The organism is Aquitalea magnusonii (assembly GCF_003202035.1).
Classification (GTDB): domain Bacteria; phylum Pseudomonadota; class Gammaproteobacteria; order Burkholderiales; family Chromobacteriaceae; genus Aquitalea; species Aquitalea magnusonii.
The window spans coordinates 243475-267275 of the sequence record NZ_QJKC01000003.1 but is presented as its reverse complement, the minus strand read 5'-3'; the positions used below and the strand labels follow the sequence as shown (position 1 = coordinate 267275).

General features: G+C 61.9%; 22 protein-coding genes. 14 read left to right on the top strand and 8 right to left on the bottom strand.

Annotated features, from left to right (window positions below; genetic code table 11):
- Window positions 1-46: 46 nt before the first annotated feature.
- Window positions 47-1444, bottom strand: coding sequence for a chromosomal replication initiator protein DnaA (gene dnaA, locus DFR38_RS04870; protein WP_110313080.1), 1398 nt, complete (start codon window positions 1442-1444; stop codon window positions 47-49).
- Window positions 1445-1797: 353 nt separating this feature from the next.
- Here dnaA and rpmH point away from each other — a divergent pair, with 353 nt between their 5' ends.
- From rpmH to DFR38_RS04805, 13 genes are all read left to right on the top strand, one after another.
- A complete protein-coding gene (gene rpmH / locus DFR38_RS04865) occupies window positions 1798-1932 on the top strand; it encodes a 50S ribosomal protein L34 (RefSeq protein ID WP_011137953.1) in 135 nt (44 codons plus the stop codon).
- A gap of 8 nt (window positions 1933-1940) precedes the next feature.
- Window positions 1941-2303 carry a ribonuclease P protein component gene (gene rnpA, locus DFR38_RS04860; RefSeq protein ID WP_082693426.1) on the top strand — a complete coding sequence of 121 codons (363 nt, stop codon included), beginning with the start codon at window positions 1941-1943 and terminating at the stop codon, window positions 2301-2303.
- Complete coding sequence (yidD, locus tag DFR38_RS04855) at window positions 2279-2488, top strand: membrane protein insertion efficiency factor YidD (protein ID WP_045848138.1); 210 nt, start codon at window positions 2279-2281, stop codon at window positions 2486-2488. Before rnpA ends, yidD begins: the two co-directional genes overlap by 25 nt.
- A 19-nt stretch (window positions 2489-2507) precedes the next feature.
- Window positions 2508-4157: a membrane protein insertase YidC gene (gene yidC, locus DFR38_RS04850; protein ID WP_059285849.1), complete on the top strand. Its 1650-nt coding sequence runs from the start codon at window positions 2508-2510 to the stop codon at window positions 4155-4157.
- Window positions 4158-4307: 150 nt separating this feature from the next.
- Window positions 4308-5660, top strand: a complete 1353-nt coding sequence (gene mnmE / locus DFR38_RS04845) for a tRNA uridine-5-carboxymethylaminomethyl(34) synthesis GTPase MnmE (protein ID WP_110313079.1) — start codon at window positions 4308-4310, stop codon at window positions 5658-5660.
- Window positions 5661-5927: 267 nt separating this feature from the next.
- Window positions 5928-7529, top strand: coding sequence for a methyl-accepting chemotaxis protein (locus DFR38_RS04840; RefSeq protein WP_059285850.1), 1602 nt, complete (start codon window positions 5928-5930; stop codon window positions 7527-7529).
- A gap of 119 nt (window positions 7530-7648) precedes the next feature.
- The gene (locus tag DFR38_RS04835; RefSeq protein ID WP_059285851.1) at window positions 7649-8764 is read left to right on the top strand and encodes a sterol desaturase family protein; all 1116 of its coding nucleotides are present in this window, start codon (window positions 7649-7651) and stop codon (window positions 8762-8764) included.
- A 189-nt stretch (window positions 8765-8953) separates the two neighbouring features.
- Window positions 8954-9739, top strand: a complete 786-nt coding sequence (locus tag DFR38_RS04830; RefSeq protein WP_110313078.1) for a substrate-binding periplasmic protein — start codon at window positions 8954-8956, stop codon at window positions 9737-9739.
- Between the two features lie 585 nt (window positions 9740-10324).
- Entirely contained in the window at window positions 10325-11446 is a 1122-nt protein-coding gene (locus tag DFR38_RS04825) for a Re/Si-specific NAD(P)(+) transhydrogenase subunit alpha (protein WP_110313077.1), read from the top strand.
- Window positions 11447-11457: 11 nt separating this feature from the next.
- Entirely contained in the window at window positions 11458-11754 is a 297-nt protein-coding gene (locus tag DFR38_RS04820) for a proton-translocating transhydrogenase family protein (RefSeq protein ID WP_045848133.1), read from the top strand.
- Between the two features lie 9 nt (window positions 11755-11763).
- Entirely contained in the window at window positions 11764-13137 is a 1374-nt protein-coding gene (locus DFR38_RS04815; RefSeq protein WP_059287122.1) for an NAD(P)(+) transhydrogenase (Re/Si-specific) subunit beta, read from the top strand.
- Between the two features lie 180 nt (window positions 13138-13317).
- Window positions 13318-13998 (top strand): META and DUF4377 domain-containing protein, encoded by a 681-nt coding sequence (locus tag DFR38_RS04810; RefSeq protein ID WP_158527688.1) that lies wholly within the window; start codon window positions 13318-13320, stop codon window positions 13996-13998.
- Between the two features lie 29 nt (window positions 13999-14027).
- The gene (locus DFR38_RS04805; protein ID WP_158527687.1) at window positions 14028-14465 is read left to right on the top strand and encodes an META domain-containing protein; all 438 of its coding nucleotides are present in this window, start codon (window positions 14028-14030) and stop codon (window positions 14463-14465) included.
- Window positions 14466-14531: 66 nt separating this feature from the next.
- Here the strand turns inward: DFR38_RS04805 and DFR38_RS04800 are convergent, their stop codons facing one another.
- The 6 genes from DFR38_RS04800 to DFR38_RS04775 all read right to left on the bottom strand — a co-directional run bounded on the left by DFR38_RS04800 (window position 14532) and on the right by DFR38_RS04775 (window position 19197).
- Window positions 14532-15740: a heme biosynthesis protein HemY gene (locus DFR38_RS04800; RefSeq protein ID WP_059287125.1), complete on the bottom strand. Its 1209-nt coding sequence runs from the start codon at window positions 15738-15740 to the stop codon at window positions 14532-14534.
- A gap of 3 nt (window positions 15741-15743) precedes the next feature.
- Window positions 15744-16766: a uroporphyrinogen-III C-methyltransferase gene (locus DFR38_RS04795; protein ID WP_110313075.1), complete on the bottom strand. Its 1023-nt coding sequence runs from the start codon at window positions 16764-16766 to the stop codon at window positions 15744-15746.
- The gene (locus tag DFR38_RS04790) at window positions 16763-17503 is read right to left on the bottom strand and encodes a uroporphyrinogen-III synthase (RefSeq protein ID WP_110313074.1); all 741 of its coding nucleotides are present in this window, start codon (window positions 17501-17503) and stop codon (window positions 16763-16765) included. The genes DFR38_RS04795 and DFR38_RS04790 overlap by 4 nt, the downstream gene beginning before the upstream one ends.
- Window positions 17500-18429 (bottom strand): hydroxymethylbilane synthase, encoded by a 930-nt coding sequence (hemC, locus tag DFR38_RS04785; protein ID WP_110313073.1) that lies wholly within the window; start codon window positions 18427-18429, stop codon window positions 17500-17502. The genes DFR38_RS04790 and hemC overlap by 4 nt, the downstream gene beginning before the upstream one ends.
- Before the next feature lie 190 nt (window positions 18430-18619).
- On the bottom strand, window positions 18620-18937 hold the full coding sequence (locus tag DFR38_RS04780) for a hypothetical protein (protein ID WP_059286863.1): 318 nt from the start codon (window positions 18935-18937) through the stop codon (window positions 18620-18622).
- Window positions 18938-18966: 29 nt separating this feature from the next.
- Complete coding sequence (locus DFR38_RS04775) at window positions 18967-19197, bottom strand: hypothetical protein (protein WP_059286862.1); 231 nt, start codon at window positions 19195-19197, stop codon at window positions 18967-18969.
- A gap of 524 nt (window positions 19198-19721) precedes the next feature.
- Here DFR38_RS04775 and ppc point away from each other — a divergent pair.
- Window positions 19722-22421, top strand: a complete 2700-nt coding sequence (ppc, locus tag DFR38_RS04770; protein ID WP_110313072.1) for a phosphoenolpyruvate carboxylase — start codon at window positions 19722-19724, stop codon at window positions 22419-22421.
- 71 nt (window positions 22422-22492) lie between these two features.
- On the opposite strand, the gene DFR38_RS04765 is transcribed toward ppc, so the two are convergent.
- Window positions 22493-23758, bottom strand: coding sequence for an MFS transporter (locus DFR38_RS04765; RefSeq protein ID WP_082693580.1), 1266 nt, complete (start codon window positions 23756-23758; stop codon window positions 22493-22495).
- Between the last annotated feature and the right edge of the window lie 43 nt (window positions 23759-23801).

Genomic DNA, 23801 nt, shown 5'->3' with positions numbered 1-23801 from the left:
GGCTCCCGAATGTGTCCAGAGTCAGTTATCGGTTGGTTCAACATCATCAGTTACGCAGCATGGATAGCAGCGTATCGTAATCGTGTGCCATATCGGCGTCATTACCGCGCATTTCGGCAATGGTCTTGCAGGCATGCAGCACGGTGGTGTGGTCGCGCCCGCCAAAGGCATCGCCGATATTGGGCAGGGAAAGCTGGGTCAGCTCCTTGGCCAGGGCCATGGCTACCTGACGCGGCCGGGCAATGTCGCGGCTGCGCTTTTTGCTGTGCATGTCGGACAGCTTGATCTTGTAGTACTCGGCCACGGTTTTCTGGATGGCGTCCACGGTGACCTGGCGGTTGCCGGCGGCCAGGATGTCCTTCAGCGCTTCTTTCACCAGGTCCAGCGAGATGTTCTGGTTGGTAAAGCGGGCATAGGCCACCACGCGCTTGAGCGCGCCTTCCAGTTCGCGCACGTTGGAGCGTACGTTCTGGGCGATGAAGAACGCGACGGGGTGGTCCAGCTTGATGCTGTCGGCCTCGGCCTTTTTCATCAGAATGGCCACGCGCATTTCCAGCTCCGGCGGCTGGATTTCCACGGTCAGGCCCCAGGAGAAGCGCGAGATCAGCCGCTCTTCCATGCCTTCTATCTGTTTGGGGTAGGTGTCGCAGGTCATGATGACTTGCTTGCCGCCCTCGATCAGCGCGTTAAAGGCGTAGAAGAATTCTTCCTGGGTGCGGTTTTTGCCGGCAAAAAACTGGATGTCGTCGATCAGCAGCAAATCCAGCGAGTGGTAGTAGCGCTTGAATTCGTCAAAGGCCTTGTGCTGGTAGGCGCGCATGATGTCGGCCACATAGCGCTCGGCGTGGATGTAGCGGATCTTGGCTTGCGGGTTCTTCTGGAATACGTGGTTGCCAATGGCCTGAATCAAGTGGGTCTTGCCCAGGCCCACGCCGCCATACACAAACAGCGGGTTGTAGGCCTGGTCGCCCGGATTCTCGGCAATCTGCATGGCGGCGGCGCGCGCCAGCTGGTTGCCCTTACCGGTTACCAGGGTGTCGAAGGTAAACGAGGGGTTGAGCCGGGTGCTTTCGTGGCTGCCGCCAATGGCTTTTACCGCGGCCTGCTTGGCCTGGCTGGGAAGGCTGCTGGCGGCAGGGGCCGGCGCGGGTTTGCGCGCGCCATTGCCCACGGCGGCCGGTACGGCCAGCGGCTTGCTGCTGGGAGCGCCCAGGCGCAGCTCGACCGGGGCTTCGCCCACCAGCTCGACTGCCAGTTCTTCAATGCGGCCGAGGAAACGGTCCTTGATGAACTGCATGATGAAGCGGTTCGGTGCAAACAGCGCAATGCCTTCATCGTTGGCTTCGGCCGCCAGCGGCTTGATCCAGGTGTTGAACTGCTGTGAAGACAGTTCGGCCTCGAGGCGAGCGAGGCAGGCAGGCCAGAATTGATCCAGTTCGGTCATTAAGTACACACAAGTAAAAGCAAAAACCCGCCGTGACGATGATGAGGTTCGGCGGGATGGGCCATGGTTTGCCGCCCGGTGGGTTGGCCGGCGCTGCGCGCCTGGCATGGGCGTAACCCTGGCATGTGTTCATGCATGGCAGTGGCTTGCACCCTCCTCCTGTCGCGTGGTTCACCCTGGGCGGGTGGTCTCGTTTAATAATTACGCAGGGGGTGGGGTGCGTTAAGTTTCGACATTCTAACGGTTTTCAGCAAAGTTATCCACAGGTGCGCTAAAAATTTGCCATTGACAAGCGGCGGTTTTTCTTGTGAAATCACGCGTTTATTTCCGTTTCGAAACAGGAATTCTTTATCATGAAGCGTACTTACCAGCCTTCCACTACCCGTCGCAAGCGCACTCACGGCTTCCTCGTTCGCATGAAGACCCGCGGTGGCCGCGCCGTTATCGCCGCCCGTCGCGCCAAGGGTCGCAAGCGCCTGGCCGTATAAGTTCAGCAATGACTTATCGCTTTCGCCGTGTGCACCGGCTATTAAAAACGGATGAATTTTCATCCGTTTTTAGTTTGCGGCAAGCGCGCAGCACGGCCTTGTTTCAGGTGTACGCCCGCCCCAACGAACTGGGCCATGCCCGCGTCGGCCTTGTTGTCGGCAAAAAGGTTCACAAGCGGGCGGTACGCCGAAACTACATCAAGCGTACGGTACGCGAGTGGTTTCGCCTGAATCAGGCAAGTTTGCCGGCGCAGGACTACATTGTCCGGGCCAAACAGGCTTTTTCACGCGCTGACAGAGCAGAAGCTGTCATCGCCTTGTCTACACTCTTTGCTAAACTGGCACGATGTCGCGCCTCCTCATCCTCCTGATCCGCTTTTACCAACTGGCCATCAGCCCCTGGCTGGCACCGCGGTGCCGCTATGTGCCGACCTGTTCCAGTTACGCGATCGAGGCGGTGAGAAAGCATGGCGCCTGCAAGGGCGGCTTTCTGGCGATGAAACGCATCGGGCGCTGTCACCCCTGGGGTGGCAGTGGTTATGACCCGGTTCCCTGAACTTTCCGGTATCGTAGAGATGGATTCCAAGCGACTCATAATCTTCATCGTCCTGTCCATGGGCATCCTCCTGCTGTGGCAGGAGTACTTTGCGCCCAAGCCTGCCCCGCAGCAGGTGGCCCAGACCCAAACGGCTTCGCAGCCGGACGCACCGGCCAGCCATACCGCCAGCGCCCAGCCTGCTGATGCAGCCAAGCTTACCGCCGGTCAGCGCATTCGCGTCAGCACCGATGTGATCAAGGCCGAAATCGATACCGTAGGCGGCGACCTGCGTCAGCTCGACCTGCTGAAACACGATTCCGCCACCGATGCCAAAAAGCCCTTCGAGCTGCTCACCGACAAGAATGGTCGCGTGTATGTGGCGCAGACCGGCCTGGTGGCAGCCAGCAATCCGGCCCTGCCCACCCACAAGACGGTCTACACCGCCGAGCAGTCCAGTTACACCCTGAACGGCGACAGCCTGCAGGTGAAGCTGACCGCCCCGGCCGCCAATGGCGTGCAGGTGGTGAAAACCTATACCTTCAAGAAGGGCAGCTACGATATCGGCGTTCGCTTCGATATCCACAACGGTGGCAGCACCCCGCTGGCCCCGACCGCCTATTACCGTCTGCTGCGTGACGGCCAGGCACCGGAAGGCGAAGGCCGCTTTGCCCACACCTTTACCGGCCCGGCGGTGTATACCTCCGACAACAAGTTCCAGAAGGTTTCCTTCGACGATCTGGCCAAGGGCAAGGGCGACTACGCCAAGAACGCCACCGACGGCTGGGTGGGCATGCTGCAGCATTACTTCATGACCGCCTGGGTACTGAAGCCGCTGGACGCTGCCAGCGTGTGCAAGGATGACAAGTCCTGCCACTTCGAGCTGAAGGACAGCAACGGCCTGTACTCCGCTGCCGCCACCGTCGACCTGAAAACCATCAATCCGGGCCAGACCGCCTCCATCACCGTGCCGCTGTATGCCGGCCCGGAAGACTACAGCGTGCTGACCAAGGTGGCCGACGGCCTGGAATACTCCAAGGACTACGGCTGGGTACACATCTTTGCCTCCCCGCTGTTCTGGCTGCTGACCAAGCTGCACGGTCTGGTGCAGAACTGGGGCTGGGCCATCGTGCTGCTGACCCTCACCGTCAAGGCCATCTTCTATCCGCTGACGGCTGCGTCCTACCGTTCCATGGCCAAGATGAAAGCCCTGGCACCGCGCCTGGAACGCATGAAGGAACAATACGGCGACGACCGCATGAAGTTCCAGCAGGCCGTGATGGAAATGTACAAGAGCGAGAAGGTGAATCCGCTGGGTGGCTGTCTGCCCATGCTGATCCAGATTCCGGTGTTCATCGGCCTGTACTGGGCGCTGCTGGCTTCGGTCGAGCTGCGTCAGGCACCGTGGATCCTGTGGTACACCGACCTGGCCCGCCCGGACCCGTACTATGTATTGCCGGTGATCATGGCCGCCACCATGTTCCTGCAAACCTTCCTGAACCCGCCGCCGACTGACCCGATGCAGGCCAAGATGATGAAGATCATGCCGGTTGCCTTCTCGGCCATGTTCTTCTTCTTCCCGGCTGGTCTGGTGCTGTACTACGCCGTCAACAACATCCTGTCGATTGCCCAGCAGTGGTATATCAACAAGAGCATTGAAAACAGCAAGAAAGTCGCCCTGCAGTCCTGATAGGGACGGTAGTGAATGACAAAGCCCGGCCGGACAAAGGCCGGGCTTTCTTTCTGATACAGTAAAAAACAGCGCACGCTAACCCAAGCCGCTGTCGCCATCCATGTGGCGGCGGCTTTGGTCAGCCTGTTTGCAGCAAGGAAAGTCCGCATGCCTACCCTTTACGCTCCCGTCACCATCTGTGCCATTGCTACTGCGCCCGGTCGTGGCGGCGTGGGTGTCATCCGTGTATCCGGCCGTGACCTGCTGCCTTTTGCCGCGGCGCTGACCGGCGGCAAACAGCCCAAGCCGCGCTACGCTACCTATACCGATTTCTACGCGGCAGATGGCCAGGCCATCGACAACGGCCTGCTGCTGTACTTCCCCGGCCCCAACAGTTTTACCGGCGAAGACGTGCTGGAGCTGCAAGGCCACGGCGGGCCGGTGGTGCTCAATATGCTGCTGTCGCGTTGCCTGCAGCTGGGCGCACGGCTGGCCGAGCCGGGCGAGTTTTCCAAGCGCGCCTTCCTCAATGACAAGATGGACCTGGCCCAGGCCGAGAGCGTGGCCGACCTGATTGATGCTTCCAGCGAAACCGCTGCCCGCAGTGCGCTCAAATCGCTGAAAGGCGCCTTTTCCAATGAAATCCATGTGCTGGTGGACGAGCTGATCACCCTGCGCATGCTGGTGGAAGCCACGCTGGATTTTCCGGAAGAAGAAATCGACTTTCTCAAGCAGGCCGATGCGCTGGGCAAGCTGCAAACCCTGCGCCAGCGCCTGCAACAGGTGCAGGCCACCGCACGGCAAGGCGCCATCCTGCGTGAAGGCATGCATGTGGTGCTGGTGGGGCAGCCCAATGTCGGCAAATCCAGCCTGATGAATGCGCTGGCCGGCGATGATATCGCCATCGTCACCGATATCGCCGGCACCACCCGCGACACCGTGCGCGAAGAAATCGTCATCGACGGCGTGCCGGTGCATATCATCGATACCGCCGGCCTGCGCGATACCGACGACGTGGTGGAGAAAATCGGCATCGAACGCACCTGGCAGGCAGTGGAGCGCGCCGATGTGGCGCTGGTGCTGGTGGACAGCCGCGACGGCGTCACCGCCGAGGTGGAAGCCATTCTGGAGCGCATTCCGCCGCAACTGCCGCGCTTGTTCATCTACAACAAGGCCGACCTCAGCGGCGACGCCATCGGCCTGTCCGAACAGGATGGCCGCAGCGTGTTGCACCTGTCCGCTCGCACCCATGCCGGGGTGGATTTACTGAAGGCGCGGCTGCTGGAACTGATTGGCTACAGCGGGGCCAGCGAAGGGGTGTTCCTGGCGCGCGAACGCCACCTGGACGCCATCCGCCGCGCTGCCGAGCATATGGAGCTGGCGCATGCCGATTGGGAAATGGTGGAGATCTTCGCCGAAGAGCTGCGATTGGCGCAGAACGCGCTATCGGAAATCACTGGTCAGTTCACCCCGGACGATTTGCTGGGGGTGATCTTCAGCCGTTTTTGCATTGGCAAGTAATTCTCAGCCTGCTCTTGGCGCATGACCCGGCCCCGCTTCTGCGGGGCTTTGGTTTTGATGGGCTTGCCTGGCCTGTTGCCCAGGCTGGGGCCGGGCGGGTGTCGGCTATCTGGCTTGACGAAGGACGCGGGCAGGCGTGCTGTAATCAAAAAATCGTTGTTTGCAATCAATCTAAATGACAGGGGAATGGCTATAGTGGTAGCTCCGTCCTACCCCGCATGAGGCATTGTAATGGCTGCCAGTCCTGCTCTTGGCATGAAAACAAAAATGATGGGCCTGACCCTGGTCATGCTGCTTGGCCTGGCCTTGTTTGGTGGCTGGTCGGTATGGCAGATACGGCAGGAAATCCTGCTGCAAAAGCGTCTGGCACTCCAGGCGCTGGTGGAGTCGGCCAGTCATGTCATCCAGCAGCAATACCAGCAAGCGCAAGAGGGCAAGATCAGCACGGCCGAGGCGCAAAAACGCGCCAGGGATATCCTGCGCAGCAGCCACTACAATGGCGGCGCTGATTACTTCTTTATCTATGACTTCAACGGCGTCAACATCATGCACGGTGGCAAGCGCAGCCGGGAAGGCAAGGCCTTTCTGGACGCCGCCGATCCGACAGGCAAGCACTATATCAGCGACTGGATTACCCAGCTGCGCCTGCATGGCAGCGCAGAAATGGATTACCTGTTTCCCAAGCCTGGCAGTACCGTGCCGTTGCCCAAGATTTCCTATGCCAAATCCTTTGAACCCTGGGGCTGGTGGCTGGGCACCGGTGTCTATATCGAAGATGTGAATGCCGAGTTCACCAGTGCGGCGACCCGTTCCTTTATCTTCCTGATTGCGCTGGTGCTGGTGCTGTGGTGGCTGAGCTGGATGATCGGCCGTAATGTGATTGCGGCCATTGGTGGCGAGCCCGGGCAGGCGGCGCAGCAGGTGGCCAAGTTGTCGCATGGTGATCTGACGCAGGAGTTTGCCGTGTCAGACCGGCAGGACAGTTTGCTGGCCTCGCTGTCCCAACTGCAGCAGCGGCTGCGTGCCATCGTGGCGACCTTGCACGGCACGACGGCGCAGCTGCACCAGCAATCCAGTAATCTGAATCAAGCCTCGCAGGCAATCGAAGCTGCGGCCAGTTCTGAAATGAAGTCCAGTGCAGAAACGGCACAGCTGGTGACGCGCTTGCTGAACCGTATTCATGATGTGTCGGCCATTGCCCAGCGTAGCTATACCAATTCGGAACAGACCCTGCAGCAGACGCAGCGTGGCCAGGCGGTGGTGGAGCAAGTGAACGCGGAAATCGCCGATGTCAGCAGCGCGGTACAGGAATCAACCCATCGTATCGGCATGCTGCAAAGCCGTTCGCAGGAGATTGGCAATATTACCCAGGTAATCGCCGAAATTGCCGCACAAATCAATCTGCTGGCCCTGAATGCCGCCATTGAGGCTGCTCGTGCCGGCGAGAGCGGGCGTGGTTTTGCGGTAGTGGCCGACGAAGTGCGCAAGCTGGCTGAGCGCACCAGTGTGGCAACCGGTGAGATCGCGCACATGATTGATGCCATCCAGCAGGAAACCCGCTTTGCCGTTGATGCCATGACCAATGCTTCGCCACGGGTTGCCAGCGCGCACAGCCTGGCGCGTGATGCAGCCCTGTCGCTGACCGAAATCCGCCAGGTGGCGGAGGACTCTTTCCACAATGCGCAATTGGTTGCCAATGCCAATCAGGAGCAGGAAAGTACCGTGGCGGATATTTCACAGCAGATGAAGCGCATTGTCAGCATGATTGAAGAAACTGGAAGCATTTCGGCCAATAATGCCCAGGCCGCCCAGCAGCTGTTGTCGCTATCGGTGCAACTGCAAGCGCAAGTCGAGTTTTTCCGAACCTGATGGTCAGGCCGTATCTGCATCGCGCTACAAAAAACCAACAATAGCGGAGCCTGCTTTGCTGTACAGTTTGGTACAGGCACCCAGCGTGCCGTTTTGCCATGCCTTGCGGATCAAGTCTGATGGAACAAATCACCGTATATGCCTTCCCGGTTTTCCTGCTGTTGATGCTGCTGGAGCTGGGTTATGGCCTGGCCATCGGCCGCAACACCTATCGTCTGAGTGACGCGCTGGCCAGCCTGAGCCAGGGCCTGCTCAGCCAATTGGTGGCCAGCGTCAGCACCTTGTTCCAGATCGGCCTGTATGGGCTGACCTGGCGGCATCTGGCACTGTTCCCCCGCGCCGCGCTGTGGCATGGCGCCTGGGGCTGGCTGCTGGCCATCGTGATGTTCGATTTTTGCGATTACTGGCTGCACCGCGTGGGGCATGAGAGTGCGGTGTTCTGGGCGGCGCATGCCGTGCATCATCAGAGCCAGGATTTCAATCTGTCCACCGCACTGCGCCAGGAAAGCACGGTGGCCTTTCTCGGCTGGCCCTTCTATTTGCCCATGGCGCTGGCCGGTGTCGCACCGGAGCAGTTCGCACTGGCCGGGCTGATTGTGCTGCTGTATCAGTTCTGGATTCATACCGAGCACATCGGCAAGCTGGGCTGGTTCGACCGGGTGTTTTCCTCGCCCTCCAACCACCGGGTGCATCATGCGGTGAATGATCAGTACCTGGACAAGAATTACGGCGGCATGTTGATTATCTGGGACCGCCTGTTCGGCACCTTTGCCGAAGAAGTGGAAGCGCCGGTGTACGGCACCCGCACGCCGCTCAACAGCTGGAACCCGCTGTGGGCGGTGGCTTCCGGCTATGTGCCGCTGTGGCAGCTGGCCCGGCGGGCTCCACGCTGGCAGGACAAGTTCAAGCTGTGGTTCAAGGCACCGGGCTGGCTGCCGGCCGGCGTGGTGGACCACGGCCCGGCTTTTGATTTGCAGCGCGCCCGCCAGCGCTATGATCTGCCGCTCACCCGCAGCAGCACGGCGCTGGCCCTGTTGCAGTTTGCCCTGCTGACAGCCGCCGGTGCCGCCTATCTGTGGCAGGTGGATGGCCTGGATACGCTGCATCTGTGGGCGTACGCCTTGCTGCTGGTGGCCGGCCTGACCGGCTTGGGCGGCCTGCTGCAACGGCGGCTGGCGGCGGCGGGGCTGTTGCTGCTGGATGCCCTGCTGATGCTGGCCGCCTGGCTGTTGTAAGAGCCTGTCTGACGCAGCGAGAACGGCGAATAGCCGCGCAGACAAGCAAGAATGCGGCGTTTGCCGTGAGTCAATCAGCGTTATCCCGGCGTTTCAGATGCGGCATCACTGCCGCCCTGTAGGGGCAGGCACGGCATCTTGCGGGCGCGCCGACAAAAAACCTGCACCGTGCCGGGGTTTGGCGCTAGCATGAGCAAAAATCATTTTGCGGATGCCATATTGCCTTTCCTGCGCGGCTTGTTGCCCATCATCCTGTCACTGTGCTTATGCCCGGCTTGGGCGGCCAGTCCGCCACTGGTATTGGCATTCAATACCTTCAGCCCCTGGAAAACGCTGGATGCACAGGGCCAGCCGTCTGGCCCTTATGTGGAAATCGTCAAATTGCTGGCCGCCCGGCTGGATGCCCCCGTACATTATCTCTCCTGCCCCCTGCAGCGTTGTCTGCAAGCCATGCGCCAAGGCCAGGCCGATCTGGTGATTGGCGTGCGCAATAGCGATGAGCGCGATGCATACATCGACTTTCTTGATCCCCCCTATGCGGCAGCCACGCCGCTGGCGATTTACCTGCGGCGCACGGATACGCGGCAGGTGCGCCGCTATGCCGATCTCTACGCATTACGCATCGGAGTGGTGGAGGGCATGCGCTATCAGCCTGCCTTTGATCAAGACAAACAGCTGGAGCGTGATTTCGCACCAAACAGCCTGTCCAATTTTCGCAAACTGCTGGCCGGGCGCGTGGATGCGCTAGTCATCAACCGCCGTAATGGCATGGAGCTGCTGCACAGCCAGGGCTGGGAAGCCCTGGTGCGCGAGCAGCCACTGCAATTGCCGGGGCTGGAAGAGCGCCGGCTCGGCTTGTCGCGTCGCTCGCCCTGGTATGCCCGGCGCGACCGGCTGACGGTGGTGCTGCGTGGCATGCTGCGCGATGGCAGCATTGCCCGTTTGCTGGCGGCAAACGGCGCCGCGCCAAAATGAGCGCCGGTGAGGCTGCCGCCGCTGCTCTGCTGCTGCTGATGCCGCGCACTGGGGCTGACCGTCCTCTTTGCCAGTGCCGGCAAGCGGCTTTGCATTATGGTGCACTGCACGATAAAAGCCTTTCCGCCCAAGGTTTTCACCCCGGCCGGCCGGCCATTCATTTTGATTTACAGTACCTTAGTGTTAATGGTTAACCCTGCTTTACAAGCTGGCGGGCGAACCGTTAGTGTCAGGCAACGAGGTGCTTTTTCATACTTGGCACTGTTCTTGCCACCCTGGATGGCAGTTGATCTTCCCTGCGCCAGTGGTGCCGCACCGGCTGATGCACAGAACAGGCAATGCCGATTCCCTGCCCGCACCCGACTTCCGCGCTGCGAGACCCCGGCCCGGATAACCCTGCCGTATTGACCAGATCGTCAGACGGTATATGGTTGGTGATTGTCGCAATTTTGTAAAAGTATTGCGCAAAATCAACATTCATGGTTTTAATATAATTCAAACGCTCGTTCGAAAATGGCCTCGCACGGGCGTTCGCTATCTTTATTTTTTGTTTTTTGTCATTTCACTTTGCAGGAGATTCACACCATGCAGATCGCTATTCCGGCCGAAAGGCTGGCTGGTGAAAAACGCGTGGCCGCGACACCGGAAACGGTGAAAAAGCTGATCGCCATGGGTCATTCCGTGGTGGTGGAGCAGGGGGCCGGGCAGTTTGCCGCCGCTCCCGACGCGGCCTATGCCGAACTGGGAGCCAGCATTGCGGCCAATCGGGCCGAGGCGCTGGGGCAGGCCGACATCGTGCTGACCGTGCGTCCGCTGGACGAAGCCGGTATTGCCGAGCTGAAAACCGGCGCGGTGCTGATCGGCCAGCTGGCCCCGTATCAGAACAGCAGCTTCCCGGCGCTGGCGGCCAAGAAGGTTTCCGCCTTTGCCCTGGAACTGCTGCCGCGTACCACCCGCGCACAGAGCATGGACGTGCTGTCCAGCCAGAACAATATTGCCGGGTACAAGGCGGTATTGCTGGCCACCCATTACTATCCGCGCTTCATGCCCATGCTGATGACGGCGGCCGGCACGGTAAAGCCGGCCAAGGTGCTGATCATGGGTGTGGGCGTGGCCGGTTTGCAGGCCATTGCCACCGCCAAGCGGCTGGGTGCGGTGGTGGAAGCCACCGACGTGCGCCCATCCACCAAGGAGCAGGTGGAATCGCTGGGCGGCAAGTTCATCGAAGTGCCGATGACCGATGAAGAAAAGGCCGCCAGCGACGGCGTGTACGCCAAGGAAATGTCGGACGACTACAAGCGTCGCCAGGCCGAGCTGGTGAGCAAGCACGCGCGTGCCGCCGACATCATCATCACCACCGCGCTGATTCCGGGCAAAAAGGCGCCGACGCTGATCAGCGCCGACATCGTAGCCGCGATGAAGCCAGGCTCGGTGATCATCGACATCGCCGCCGAAGCCGGTGGCAACTGTGCATTGACCCAGCCGGGCGAAGTGGTGGTGACCGACAACCACGTCACCGTGGTGGGCCAGTTCAACCTGCCGGGCCAACTGGCGGCGGATGCATCCAGCCTGTATGCCAAAAACCTGCTGACCTTCCTGTCGCTGATGCTGACGAAGGAAGGCTTCACCCTCAATCTGGAAGACGACCTGCTGGCGGCCACCCTGGTGACCCACGACGGCCAGGTACGTTTCCCGGCGGCCAACTAAGGAGAACAGAGATGGTCGATCCCTTTATCGCCAGCCTTACCGTCTTCGTGCTGGCCGTGTTTGTCGGCTACCACGTGGTGTGGAATGTCACCCCGGCGCTGCATACCCCGCTGATGGCGGTGACCAATGCCATTTCCGGCATCATCATCGTCGGCGCCATGCTGCAGGTGGTGGACATCAACGGTTCCGAAATCACCCTCACCTCGGTGCTGGGTACCATCGGCATCTTCCTGGCCAGTATCAACATCTTCGGCGGCTTCATGGTCACCCAGCGCATGCTGGACATGTTCAAGAAGAAGAAAAAGTAAGGAAGAACCATGGCTAATATATCTGCAGTACTTTATCTGGTGGCGGCCGTGCTGTTCATCCTGGCGCTCAAGGGCTTGTCCAGCCCGGTAACAGCGCTGCGCGGCAACAAGTTCGGCATCATCGGCATGGTCATCGCCGTGCTCACCACCTTCATCATCATGGACAAGCCGGTGCTGGGGCTGATTGCCGGCGCCATCGTGGCCGGTGCCGTGATCGGTGGCTGGAAGGCCAAGACGGTGGAAATGACCGGCATGCCGGAACTGGTGGCCGCCATGCACTCGCTGGTGGGCCTGTCCGCGGTGCTGATTGCCGTGGCTGCCATCTTCCATACCGGTGTGGAACACACCCCGGTGCAGAAGGTGGAACTGTTCATCGGTGCGTTTATTGGTGCCATCACCTTTACCGCCTCGGTGATTGCCTACGGCAAGCTGTCCGGTCGCTTTGGTTCCAAGGCGGTCAGCTTCAATGGCCAGCATCTGCTGAACCTGGTGCTGGCGCTGGCCATGCTGGGTTTCGGCATTGCCTACTTCCTGACCGACAGCCACGCCGCCTTCCTGGCGATGGTGGCCATTGCCCTGGTGCTGGGCGTGACGCTGATCATCCCGATTGGCGGTGCCGACATGCCGGTGGTGGTGTCCATGCTCAACTCCTACTCCGGCTGGGCGGCGGCGGGTATCGGCTTTACGCTGAACAACCCGGTGCTGATCATTGCCGGTGCCTGCGTGGGTTCGTCCGGTGCCATCCTGTCCTACATCATGTGCAAGGCGATGAACCGTTCCATCGTATCCGTGCTGCTGGGTGGCTTTGGTGCCGAAGCGGCGGCTGGCGGTGCCGCGGGTGACAGCGGCCCGAAGAACTACAAGTCCGGTTCGGCCGAAGACGCAGCCTTCCTGATGAGCAATGCCGACAGCGTGGTGATCGTGCCGGGTTATGGCCTGGCGGTATCGCGTGCCCAGCATGCCTTGCAGGAGTTTGCCGAACTGCTGCATGAAAAGGGCGTCACCGTGCGCTATGCCATTCACCCGGTGGCAGGCCGTATGCCGGGCCACATGAACGTGTTGCTGGCCGAAGCCGAAGTGCCCTACGAACAGGTGCTGGAGATGGAGGAAATCAACTCCGACTTCAACAATACCGACGTGGTGCTGGTGATTGGTGCCAACGACGTGGTCAACCCGGCGGCGCAGAAGGACAAGTCCAGCCCCATCTACGGCATGCCGATTCTGGAAGCGCACAAGGCACGCACCGTGATCGTGGTGAAGCGTTCGATGAGCGTGGGCTATGCCGGCCTCGACAACGAGCTGTTCTACATGGACAAGACCATGATGGTGTTTGGCGATGCCAAGAAAGTGGTGGAAGACCTGGTGAAGGGCGTGGTGCACTAAGCCTCTGCCGGTTTTCACAACAAAAACCCTGTCGCGCCGGCAGGGTTTTTTCTTGCCTGCCGTCCACACTTGGCGGCGAGCGTGGCCATCCTTAGGATGGGTTGACAGTAGCAGCTGCATGGAACTCATGGCCGGTTGCGGCCTCTTAAATATTAGCGTTGATTAATTTTGGAGATGAATATGCACTGGAAAACCACTGCCGTGATGGCCGCCCTGTTGTCTGCTCCTGTGCTGGCCCAGCCCAATCTGATTGGCACTGACTGGCAACTGGCCTCACCCAAGGTGGCCGAACCGCTGCCCACCCTGTCGTTTCAGGCCAAGGGCATCAGCGGTTTTGCCGGGTGTAACCGCTTTACCGGCCACACCAATACCGAGGGCAAGCTGGTGGTCGCCACCACGCGCATGATGTGCCCGCCCGCCATGATGCAGACCGAACAGGCGTATATCGGATTCCTGTCGCAGCCCTTCCAGATCAAGACCGATGGCAAGGCACAGCAACTGGTGCTGACGGGTAGTGCAGGCGAATACCGCTTTGTGCGCAAGCCGGAGCAAGCGGCAGGCCACCCCGCTGCCGCCACGGCTCCGATGCAGCGGCCGCAGTATCTGTATGTCAGCAGCCAGCGCAAGAACTGCAGCGCGGGCGCCGGGCAGATGCAATGCCTGCAGGTACGCAGCAGCGAAAACCAGCCCTGGCAGCTGTTCTACGGTGAGATCGAGGGTTTCACCCCGCAGCCCGATACCGCCTACTACCTGAAGCTGCGTTATGAAACCGTGCCGAACCCGCCGGCCGATGCCTCGGCCGTGCGCACCATTCTCGACCGTGTGGTGTTCAGCGAAACCATCAGCCGCAGCGTGCAATGAGCAGGGACTGCACCGTCAGGAGTCAGCGCATGAAACATTTCTGGATACCGGTACTGGTCCTTGGCTGGCTAAGCGGCTGTGCCAGCACGCCCCCTGCCGTGCCCGCCGACAAGCCGCAGGGCTGGCAGGCGCCGCGTGATCTGGCCAGCCTGCAAGGCCGCTGGCAACAGGTGGACGCGGGCCAGCAGCAGCCCTACCGGCTGGAGTTTGCCGCCGGCCGCCTGCAGGCTTCCGCCGGCTGTAATGGTCTGGGCAGTGTGGTGAGCCTGGAAAACGGCCTGCTCAAGACCGGGGCGATGATGTCGACCCTGATGGCCTGCCCGCCAGCGCTGGAGCAGCGTGAACGCAGCCTGAGCCAGCTGTTGTCGGCACAGCCCCGGCTGGTGATGCAGGGCAATCGGCTGCAATTGCAGGCGGGTAGGGATAGGCTGGAGTTCCAGCGCGAGGCCAGTTCTGGCGGCAGCTGAGCGGCAGGGATGGCAAAGAAAAAGCCCGCGTTGTTAGACGCGGGCTTTTTACTGGCTGACCGGGCTTCAGTCGCCTTTGGCCAGTGCCAGTTCCAGGCTGCGGTGGTAATGCTGCGCGGCCTGTTCTTCCTTGCCGGTGGCCTCGAACAGGCGGGCCAGCTCGGCATTGGCGCACAAGGTGGGGCTGATGGAGTTACTGGCCTCCAGATAGCTTTGTGCCTTACCCCACAGCTGCTGGTTCATGGCCAGCCGGCCCAGTGCCAGCAGCAGCATGTGATCGCGCGGGCGGCTCTTGAGCCAGCCTTCGGCATCGCGCATCAGTTCCAGCCGCTTTTCCGGCGACAGGCGCTCGGCCAGCTGGCCCAGCTCGCGTGCCAGTTCCGGCGTGGCCTGTTCTTCGTCGGCCAGTGCCTCACCCAGCAGGGTGGCGGCATAGTCGAAGTCTTCCAGCGCAATCAGCCGGCTGACGATTTCGCTGACCAGCACCGGGTTGCGCCGTTCGGCCTCAGGGATGCGACGCAGCCAGTCGCGTACTTCGCGGCCGCCGACAAAGCCGGTCAGCTGCTGGCTGTAGGCGGCCAGCCGGTAGCGGCGGGCTTGTGCCGGCTCCAGCGCCTCGGCCTTGAGCAGTTTTTCGGTCAGGGCCAGTACCGCTTCCGGCTGGCGTTGCAGCAGGCGCACCTTCAGCTCCAGGCGCAGGGCATTGGTGAGATTGGGCGACAGGGCACGGGCGCGTTCGATGGCGGCCAGCGCACCCAGTGCGTCCTTGGCTTCCAGCTTCAGCTCGGCATCCAGCATGTGGCGCGCCAGCTGCAGGCGTTCCGGCAGGACATCCAGCTGTTGCAGATAGCTGTCGCGCTTGTCCAGATCGCCAGTGGCACCCGCGGAGCGTGCTGCCAGCAGCAGGGCAAGGGCGCGGTTTTCCGGCGCGTACTCGTCGGCCATGGCCTTGAGCGCTTCGCGTTCGGCTTTCTGGAAACGGCCTTCAAAAAAGGCGATACCGGCTTCACGCAGGGCGTGGCGGGCAGCTTTCAGCTTTTTCTGGCGCTGGAAACGGCGCACTTCGGTAGGCAGGCCGGCGGTGATGCTGATGATGCGCATCACCACATAAGCCAGCGCAATCAGTGCCACGATGCCCAGCAGCAGCAGGTTGAACGACACCTCCATGCGGTAGGGCGGCAAAAACAGGATGGCGTAGCCGGTATTCAGGGTGGAGGCCAGCCCCACCAGCACGGCCAGGGCAAACAGCCCGGTAATCCAGATGACAAATTTCACCGGTCAGTCTCCCTTGTTGCCCTGGGCATCACGTACCGCTTTCAGGCTGGCATTGAGGTCGGGCAGGGTTACCGACAGTGGCGCACCTTTCAGTTCCAGCAAGGTGGACAGCCACTGGCGCGTGGCTGGTGCGTCATTGTCGAAGTAGCGCAGCACATAGGACTGGGCGGCGCTGACATCGGCATCGAAGGTGGTGCCGTCACGCTGGATCAGCGCCAGGCGGGCATCCAGCAGGCGCATTTTCAGGTTTTCGCGCAGGAAGAAGGATTGCTCAGGCGACAGCAGCAGCGCTTCGGGCTTGTCCATGCGGCGGATGTGCACCAGCTCGCCCAGGCTCTGGCTGATATCGGCCACCAGGCGCTCCCAGAAGGGGGCGCTGGCCGGCAGCGTCTTGGCGGTACGTTTGTCTTGCAGGCGATGTGCATCCACCACCAGCGGCAGGCTGTCGCTGGACAGCATCAGCCGGTCCAGCTTGACGGTCAGGCCGACGGTGTCCAGATAGGGCAGGGCCTTGAGCTTTTCCAGATCGGTGGCCACGGCTTTTTTCACCGCGATCAGCTGCGGCTGGTCGAATTTGGACAGGCGGGCATCCACCATCTGCAGTGCGGAGATGGCGGCGGGAACATTGCCGGCCAGTTGCAGCTGCTGGCTGGCAATGGCCAGGGTGTGTTCCACCTCGGACAGCAGCCAGTCGGAGCGGGTCTTGGTCAGCTCCTGGTACATGCCGTTCAGCGTGGCGTACTGGCCGGCGGATTCGTTGACGCGGGTTTCCAGTACCGCCAGCTTGGCGTCGGTGGCGCGGGCGGCGGTCAGTGCCTGCTCGGTCATGCCGCGCAATTCCTTGGAGGCGCCATTGCCTTCAGCCAGCCGGCCTGCCAGTTCCTGGCGGGCGGCAGTCAGTTCCTGCTGGGTGCTGTACAGCTGCCAGCCGGACAGGCCAAGGGCAGCCAGCGCTACCAGCAAGGCCAGGTTCAGCTGTTTTTTGCGGGACGGACGGGGGGTGTCGACAGTCTGGGTTTCGCTCATGGGTGACGGGAGAACCATTCTCTGAGGCCGGCGACGAGCGCATCGTCATCGGCCCGGGTTGTCACGATGCGTGTCGCGCCCAGAGCCTGCAATCGTTCGGCAATGCGCGGGTGCGGCACACAATACAAAAGGCATTGTAACGTCCCGGCTCTTGCCGGACCAGCCAGTCTGAACAATTGCTCGGCCATTTCACTGGAAGTGATCACCATGGCGTCCGGCGGGCCTTCGTCCAGCAGGCGCCAGTCCGGCCGGCCATCCACCCGCTGGTAGACCTCGGCCAGGCTCACCTGCGCGCCACGGGCGCACAGGGTGTCAGCCAGCAGGGCACGGCCACCCTGGCCGCGCACGATCAGCCAGTGCTGGCCGGCGACATCGGCCAGCTGGGGCAGGGCCAGCAGGGCTTCGCTGTCGCTGCCTGCCGTGGGAAACAGGATGTCCTGGCCGCTGAGCCTGGCCAGGCGGCCGGCGCTGGCCTGACCGACACAGGCCAGCCTGGCCTTGAGCGGCTGTTGCTGTAGTGCTGGCCAGGCAATGTCGATGGCGCTGGGGCTGACAAAGAACAGCCAGTCAGCTTGTGCAGCTTGTTGTGGCAGGCGGGCCAGCGCAGCAGCAAGAGGCGGGATGTCCATTACCGGAAAGGCTTGTCCCTGCCAGCCGGCATCTGCCAGCAGAGTCAGCAAGCGGCCGCTTTGCGCGGCCGGTCTGGCCACCAGGATGCGGCGGCCGGCTGCTGTCATTGCTGGTCTTTCAGTACGGCGTCGATCAATGGCTTGGCGCCATCATCCAGCAGGCGTTTGGCCACGGCGCGGCCCAGCGAGTCGGCATACTGGCGCGGCGCACTGGCGGCGGCGGTCAGCATCACCGAGCCATCCGGATGCGCCACAAAGCCGCCCAGGCTGATCACGTCGTCGCTGAGGGTGGCAAAGGCGCCCAGCGGTACCTGGCAGCTGCCGCCCAGTTCGCGTGCCAGCGCACGTTCGGCGCTGACGCAGGCGTGGGTGTCGGGATGGTTCAAGGGTTGCAGCAGGGCCAGCATGTCGGCGCGGTCGGCGCGGATCTCGATGCCCAGCGCGCCTTGCCCTGCCGCCGGCAGGCTTTCCGACGGGGCGAGTTCTGACCGGATACGGTCGTGCAGCTCCAGGCGCTTGAGGCCGGCAGCGGCCAGAATGATGGCGTCGTACTCGCCGTCGTCCAGCTTGCGCAGACGGGTTTGCACATTGCCGCGCAAGGGCTTGATCACCAGTTGCGGATAGCGGGCGCGCAGCTGCGATTCGCGGCGCAGGCTGGAGGTGCCCACCACGGCACCAGCCGGCAGCTCGGCCAGACTGGCGAACTTGTTGGAAACAAAGGCATCGCGCGGGTCTTCGCGTTCGCAGATGGCCGCCAGGGCAAAGCCTTCCGGCAGCACCATGGGCACGTCCTTGATGGAATGCACGGCGAGGTCGGCACGGCCTTCGGCCAGCGCCACTTCCAGCTCTTTCACGAACAGACCCTTGCCGCCGATCTTGGACAGGGTCTTGTCCAGGATCTGGTCGCCCTGGGTGGTCATGCCAAGGATTTCGACGGTAAGGTGCGGATACAGCGCTTGCAGGCGGGCCTGGATGTGTTCGGCCTGCCACATGGCCAGGCGGCTTTCGCGGCTGGCGATGACGATCTTGTCCATCAATTGCATTCCTGACGATGAAATTCGTCCGATTCTAGCATGCAGGCAGGGCAAGGCCTGGAGTCGGATCAAGGAAGGGATATTTGCGGCGGAACAGCGCCGTCAGGGTGGCCGGCGGGCACTGGCCATTTGTCTGGCGCTTGCGCAGTGAGGGCCTGGCCGCGCTGCAAAACTGCCCCGGCCGGCCTGCTTACTGTGGTTTGTTTGCGGCCTGCTGTTCAAGCTGGCTTTGTGTATCGATGATTTTCTGGATGGAAATGCCGCTGGCCAGGGTAAAGAATTTATCCCAGTCCTCGTGTTTGTCGTGGGTGAAGTCCTTGATCTGGCGCCGTTCATCCGGCGTCAGTAGTACCAGCGATGCCATCTTCCATGGCCTGGAGGTATTCATTTTGGCGATATCCATCGTCAGCAGGCTGTGACGGGCACGCAAGCCTCCCCAGCCGGCGAGCAACAGCAGCACCAGTAATAGCAGGAGGGATTTGCGCAGCAGGGAGCGATGTTCAGACATGGCGAACGGTTAACCTTATCGATAATGTTTCAACAGCCGCCGGCATCCAGCTGCTTGTTCTTGGCGCGACGGGCCAGGCCGATGGCAACCGGGTTCTTGTCCAGAGCCCGGCCAATGGCCTGATTCTGCAGGATGCGTTTTCCCCTGGCGGCTTGCTCGGCCTGTGGACAATCGACAGCAGGGGCGCTGGCGCCATGGGCAAGCGCCATTTCACCCAGCAGCAGGCTGCTAGCCGCCAGCAGGGCCAGGCGGGTGAACATAGGTGTTCTGTGGTTCGAGCTGTTTATGACGTAAGGGTTATTATCGATCATTCCATTTCACAAGCAAGTTGTTTTCTGAAGGCTGGTGCCACAGCAAGTCCGGGGTGCCTGACCGCTACGGTGGTGGCGGATTCGCGTAGCCGCCGCGGCTGTCGTTTTGGTGGCATGCCTAGACTTGCCGGAAGGGGAAATGGTTCAGCCGCAGCAGGAAAGTCTGCTGCGCTTGATTTGTGTGCAGGGTGCTTGCATGGCTTCGTCGGGCTGCGGCCGGGCGCAGGCAAGGGTCAACCCCCGTTGCTGTTGTGCACAAAATGTGCGAAAAAAATCAGGAAAATTCGGTAATGAACACACTACAGCGGCAATGCTGCCTATGATGTTTGTTCGCCAGTCTGCTGACGCCAGGTAGCAACCTGTCTTGAGAAGATTGCCATCCCATTCATACACAAGGCCGTCATCACGTTTGCGCGGTCATGCACAGCGCAAGCGGATAGCTCGGCCAGACGATTCTACAAAGGAAACAGGACATGACGGAGCTGGACAAGGATCTTCCCCTACGTGCCGACCTGGCGCGGCTGGACCGCCTGTTGGGCGAAGTGCTGCACGCCCAGGAAGGCCCCGAGGTGTACCAGGAGGTGAAAGCCATTGCCGCGCGCACACCGGAACAACGCGCGCTGCCGCTGCCGGATACCCTGTCGCCCAAGGCCACCACCGCGCTGGTGCGCGCCTGTGGCCTGTATGCCCAGTTGTTCAATATTGCGGAAGACCTGCACCACACCCGTCGTCGTCGTGCCCACCAGATTGCCGGCTCGCGCCCGCAGCAAGGTAGCCTGAACCGGGCGCTGGCGCGGTTGAAGGAAGAGGGCGTCAGCTTTGCCCAGCTGTCCGACACCCTGCAGGACGCCTATGTCGGCGCCATCCTCACTGCCCACCCCACCGAGGTACAGCGCCAGAGCGTGCTGGATGGCCACCGCGCCGTACGCAAATTCCTCAGCCAGCTGGGTTCGCCGGACATCACCCCGGAAGAGGAAAGCGAACTGGACGGCAAGCTCAAGCGGGTGATCCTGTCGCTATGGCAGACCTCGGAAATCCGCCATTTCAAACTGTCGGTGGAGGACGAAATCAAGAATGGCGTGGCCTACCACCCGATGACCTTTTTCTCCGCCCTGCCGCGGCTGTATCAGCGCCTGGGCAAGGAAGTGGAGACGGCCTGGGGCCAGACGCCCACCCTGCCGCCCTTTATCCGGGTGGGCAGCTGGATAGGCGGTGACCGCGACGGCAACCCCAATGTCAACGCCGCAGTCTTGCGCCATGCCTTTACCTTGCAGGCTACCCAGGCTTTCGAGCATTACCTGGGCGAACTGGCCGCGCTGTACCGCGAGCTGTCGCTGTCCGAACGCCATGTTGCGGTCAGCCCGGCCTTGCAGGCCCTGTCCGGGCAGACGCCGGATAACAAGGAAAGCCGCGAGCAGGAACCCTATCGCCGCGCACTGGCCACCATCGAGGCCCGTCTGCTGGGCAAGGCGGCCGAGCTGGGCCTGGCGGTGCGCGGCCGCTGGCCGGCCGGCGCGCCCTATGCCGATATTGCGGCATTTCAGGCTGATCTGACGACCGTGGCCGATTCGCTGAGCGCCCATGGCAGTGCCTTGCTGGCGGACGGCCGGCTGGCCCGGCTGCGCCGTGCGGTGGAGGTATTCGGCTTCTTCCTGATGCCGGTGGACTTGCGTCAGTTTGCCGGCATGCACGAAGCGGTGGTGAGCGAGCTGTTTTCCAGTGCCGGACTGGAACACTACCCGGCGCTGGACGAGGCGGCGCGCATCCGCGTCTTGCTGCGCGAACTGGCCACGCCACGCCTGCTGTACTCGCCCTACCAGCAATACAGCGCGGATACCGACAAGGAGCTGGCCATCTTCCGCGAGGCGGCATTGATCCAGCAGCAATTCGGGGTGGAGGCCATCAGCCAGAGCATCATTTCCAACTGCGCCTCGGTCAGCGACATCCTGGCGCTGGCACTGATCCTGAAAGAAACCGGGCTGATCCGGCTGGAAAACGGCCTGCCGGTGTCCACCATCAATGTGGTGCCGCTGTTTGAAACCATTGCCGACCTGGTGGCCGCCACCGACATCATGGACACGCTGTTTGCGCTGCCGTGGTACCAGTTGCTGCTGAAGAGCCGCGGCATGCTGCAGGAAGTGATGCTGGGCTATTCCGACAGCAACAAGGACGGTGGCTATCTCACCAGCCAGTGGGAGCTGTACAAGGCGGAACAGCGTCTGGTGCAAAGCTTTGACAAGGCCGGGGTCAAGCTGCGGCTGTTCCATGGCCGTGGCGGCTCGGTGGGTCGCGGTGGTGGCCCGTCCTTCGAGGCCATCATGGCGCAGCCGGCCGGCAGTGTGGCCGGGCGTATCCGCATTACCGAGCAGGGCGAGGTGATTGCCTCCAAGTATTCCGACCCCGACATCGGCACCCGCAACCTGGAAGCGCTGGTGGCCGCCACGCTGGAAGCCAGCCTGACCAGCCATCCGTCCAGCGAGGCCGATGGCGAGGTGTTCGACGAGCTGTCCGAGGCGGCGTTCAAGGCCTATCGCCAGCTGGTGGAAACCGAGGGCTTCATGCAGTACTTCCTGGAAGCCACGCCGATCAACGCCATTGCCAAGCTCAATATCGGCAGCCGCCCGGCCTCGCGCAAGAGCCTGGCCTCCATCAAGGACCTGCGTGCCATCCCCTGGGTGTTCTCCTGGTCGCAATCGCGGGTGATGCTGCCCGGCTGGTTCGGTTTTGGTTCGGCGGTGGCCAGCTTTATCGCCCGCCATGGCGACCAGGGGCTGGCGCGCTTGCAGGGCCTGTACCGTAGCTCGCCCTTCTTCCAGGTGATCCTGTCGAATATGGAACAGGTGCTGGCCAAGGCCGACCTGGGCATTGCCCGCCGCTTTGCCGCCCTGGTGGAGGACCGCGCGCTGGCCGACAAGCTGTTTGGCCAGATCGAGGCGGAATGGCAGAAAACCCACGATGCCTTCTTTGCCATCAGCGGCCAAAGCAGCCTGCTGCAGCAAAACCCCACCCTGCACCGCAGCCTGGAAACCCGTCTGCCCTATCTGGATGCGCTCAACCTGCTGCAGGCCGACCTGCTGCAGCGCCTGCGCGCCAATCCGGATGATGCCGAGGCGCTGTATGCCATCCATCTCACCATCAATGGCACTTCGGCTGGTCTGCGCAATAGCGGCTGATCCGCCACCTCGCCTGGCAAACGAAAAAACCGTCACCTCCGGGTGACGGTTTTTTCTTGCCGGCCAGCCGCTCAGGCTGCTGGTCTGCCCGGCTTGCCCATCCGGCCGGGCCCGGTTTCCTGCAAGCCCAGGATCAGCAGGATGGCCAGCACGGTACAGCCAATGAAGAACAGGCCGGACTGCTGAAAGTGTTGCAGCAAGGTGCCGGGCCTGCTGTTGCTGTAAGCCAGGAACAGGTTGTACAGCATGCCCACCAGGGTGGCGCAGCCAAATACCAGAAAATTGGCACAGCCGGCGGCACTGCCCTTGACCCGATCAGGGTTCACTTCCTTGCTGATGCTCACCACCAGCAGCTCGGCGCCGGATACCACGCCCAGCAGCAACATGCTGATTTCGCCCGGTAACAGGTCCGGAAACAGGAAGAGCTGCATCATCACCAGCAACATCAGTACCGCGCCGGTACACAGCACCGGCTTGCGCTGGCCCAGCCGGTCCGACCACAGGCCAAACAAGGGGCTGCCGGCAATCCAGCCCAGCGACACCATCGAGCTGACCAGCACCGCATCGGCATAGCTGAACTGGCGGTCGCTCTGGAACAGGTCGACTGCCCAGGTCATGGCAAACACCGAGGTCGGCACCGTCATCAGCCCGCCGATCACCCCGGCCAGCCACGACTGCCGGTTTGACAGAATGATGCGGAAGGGCTGCAGCAGGGTCAGTGTGTCCGTGGCCGCTGCGGTGTGCGGCGTGGGCTGCTGTTGCGGGCGCAGTAGCAACAGGAAGCCGCCGGCCAGCAGCAGGATCAGCACGGCCAGTATGCCCCAGTACTGGGTGATGCCAAGCCCGGCGGCCAGCGCATGGCCGATGCCGTACTGCCCCAGATAGCCGCCCAGATTGCCGCTGGCCTGGGTAATGCCCAGTATGGTGGCCAGCCGGTGCGGGCTGAAACCCTGGGTGGCAATGAACACGCAGCCCGGCCAGGCAAAGGCACAGCCGGCCCCTTGCAACAGCCGGCCGACATAGCCGCCGGTCTGCGAGCTGGCCAGAAAGCACAGGCAGCCCAGCGCCAGGATGACACAGCCGGCCACCAGCGATGGCCGCGGGCCCAGGTGATCGATGGACAGGCCGGCGACCAGGCTGCACAAGGAATAGGTAATGAAATAACTGCCCAGCAGGCTGCCGGCCTGCAGTGGCGTGATGCCAAACTGTGTGGCCAGTGGGTGCAGCATGACTGCCGGGCTGGTGCGTACCACGTAGTCGAGAAAATAGAAAACGGCACCCAATAGCCAGGCCAGTAGTAGTAGCCGGGCAGGGGAGAGGTGTCGGGCAAGCGTCATGGGCTGCTCCTTGGCGATCTATCGGGCAATGGGCAAAGGGGAG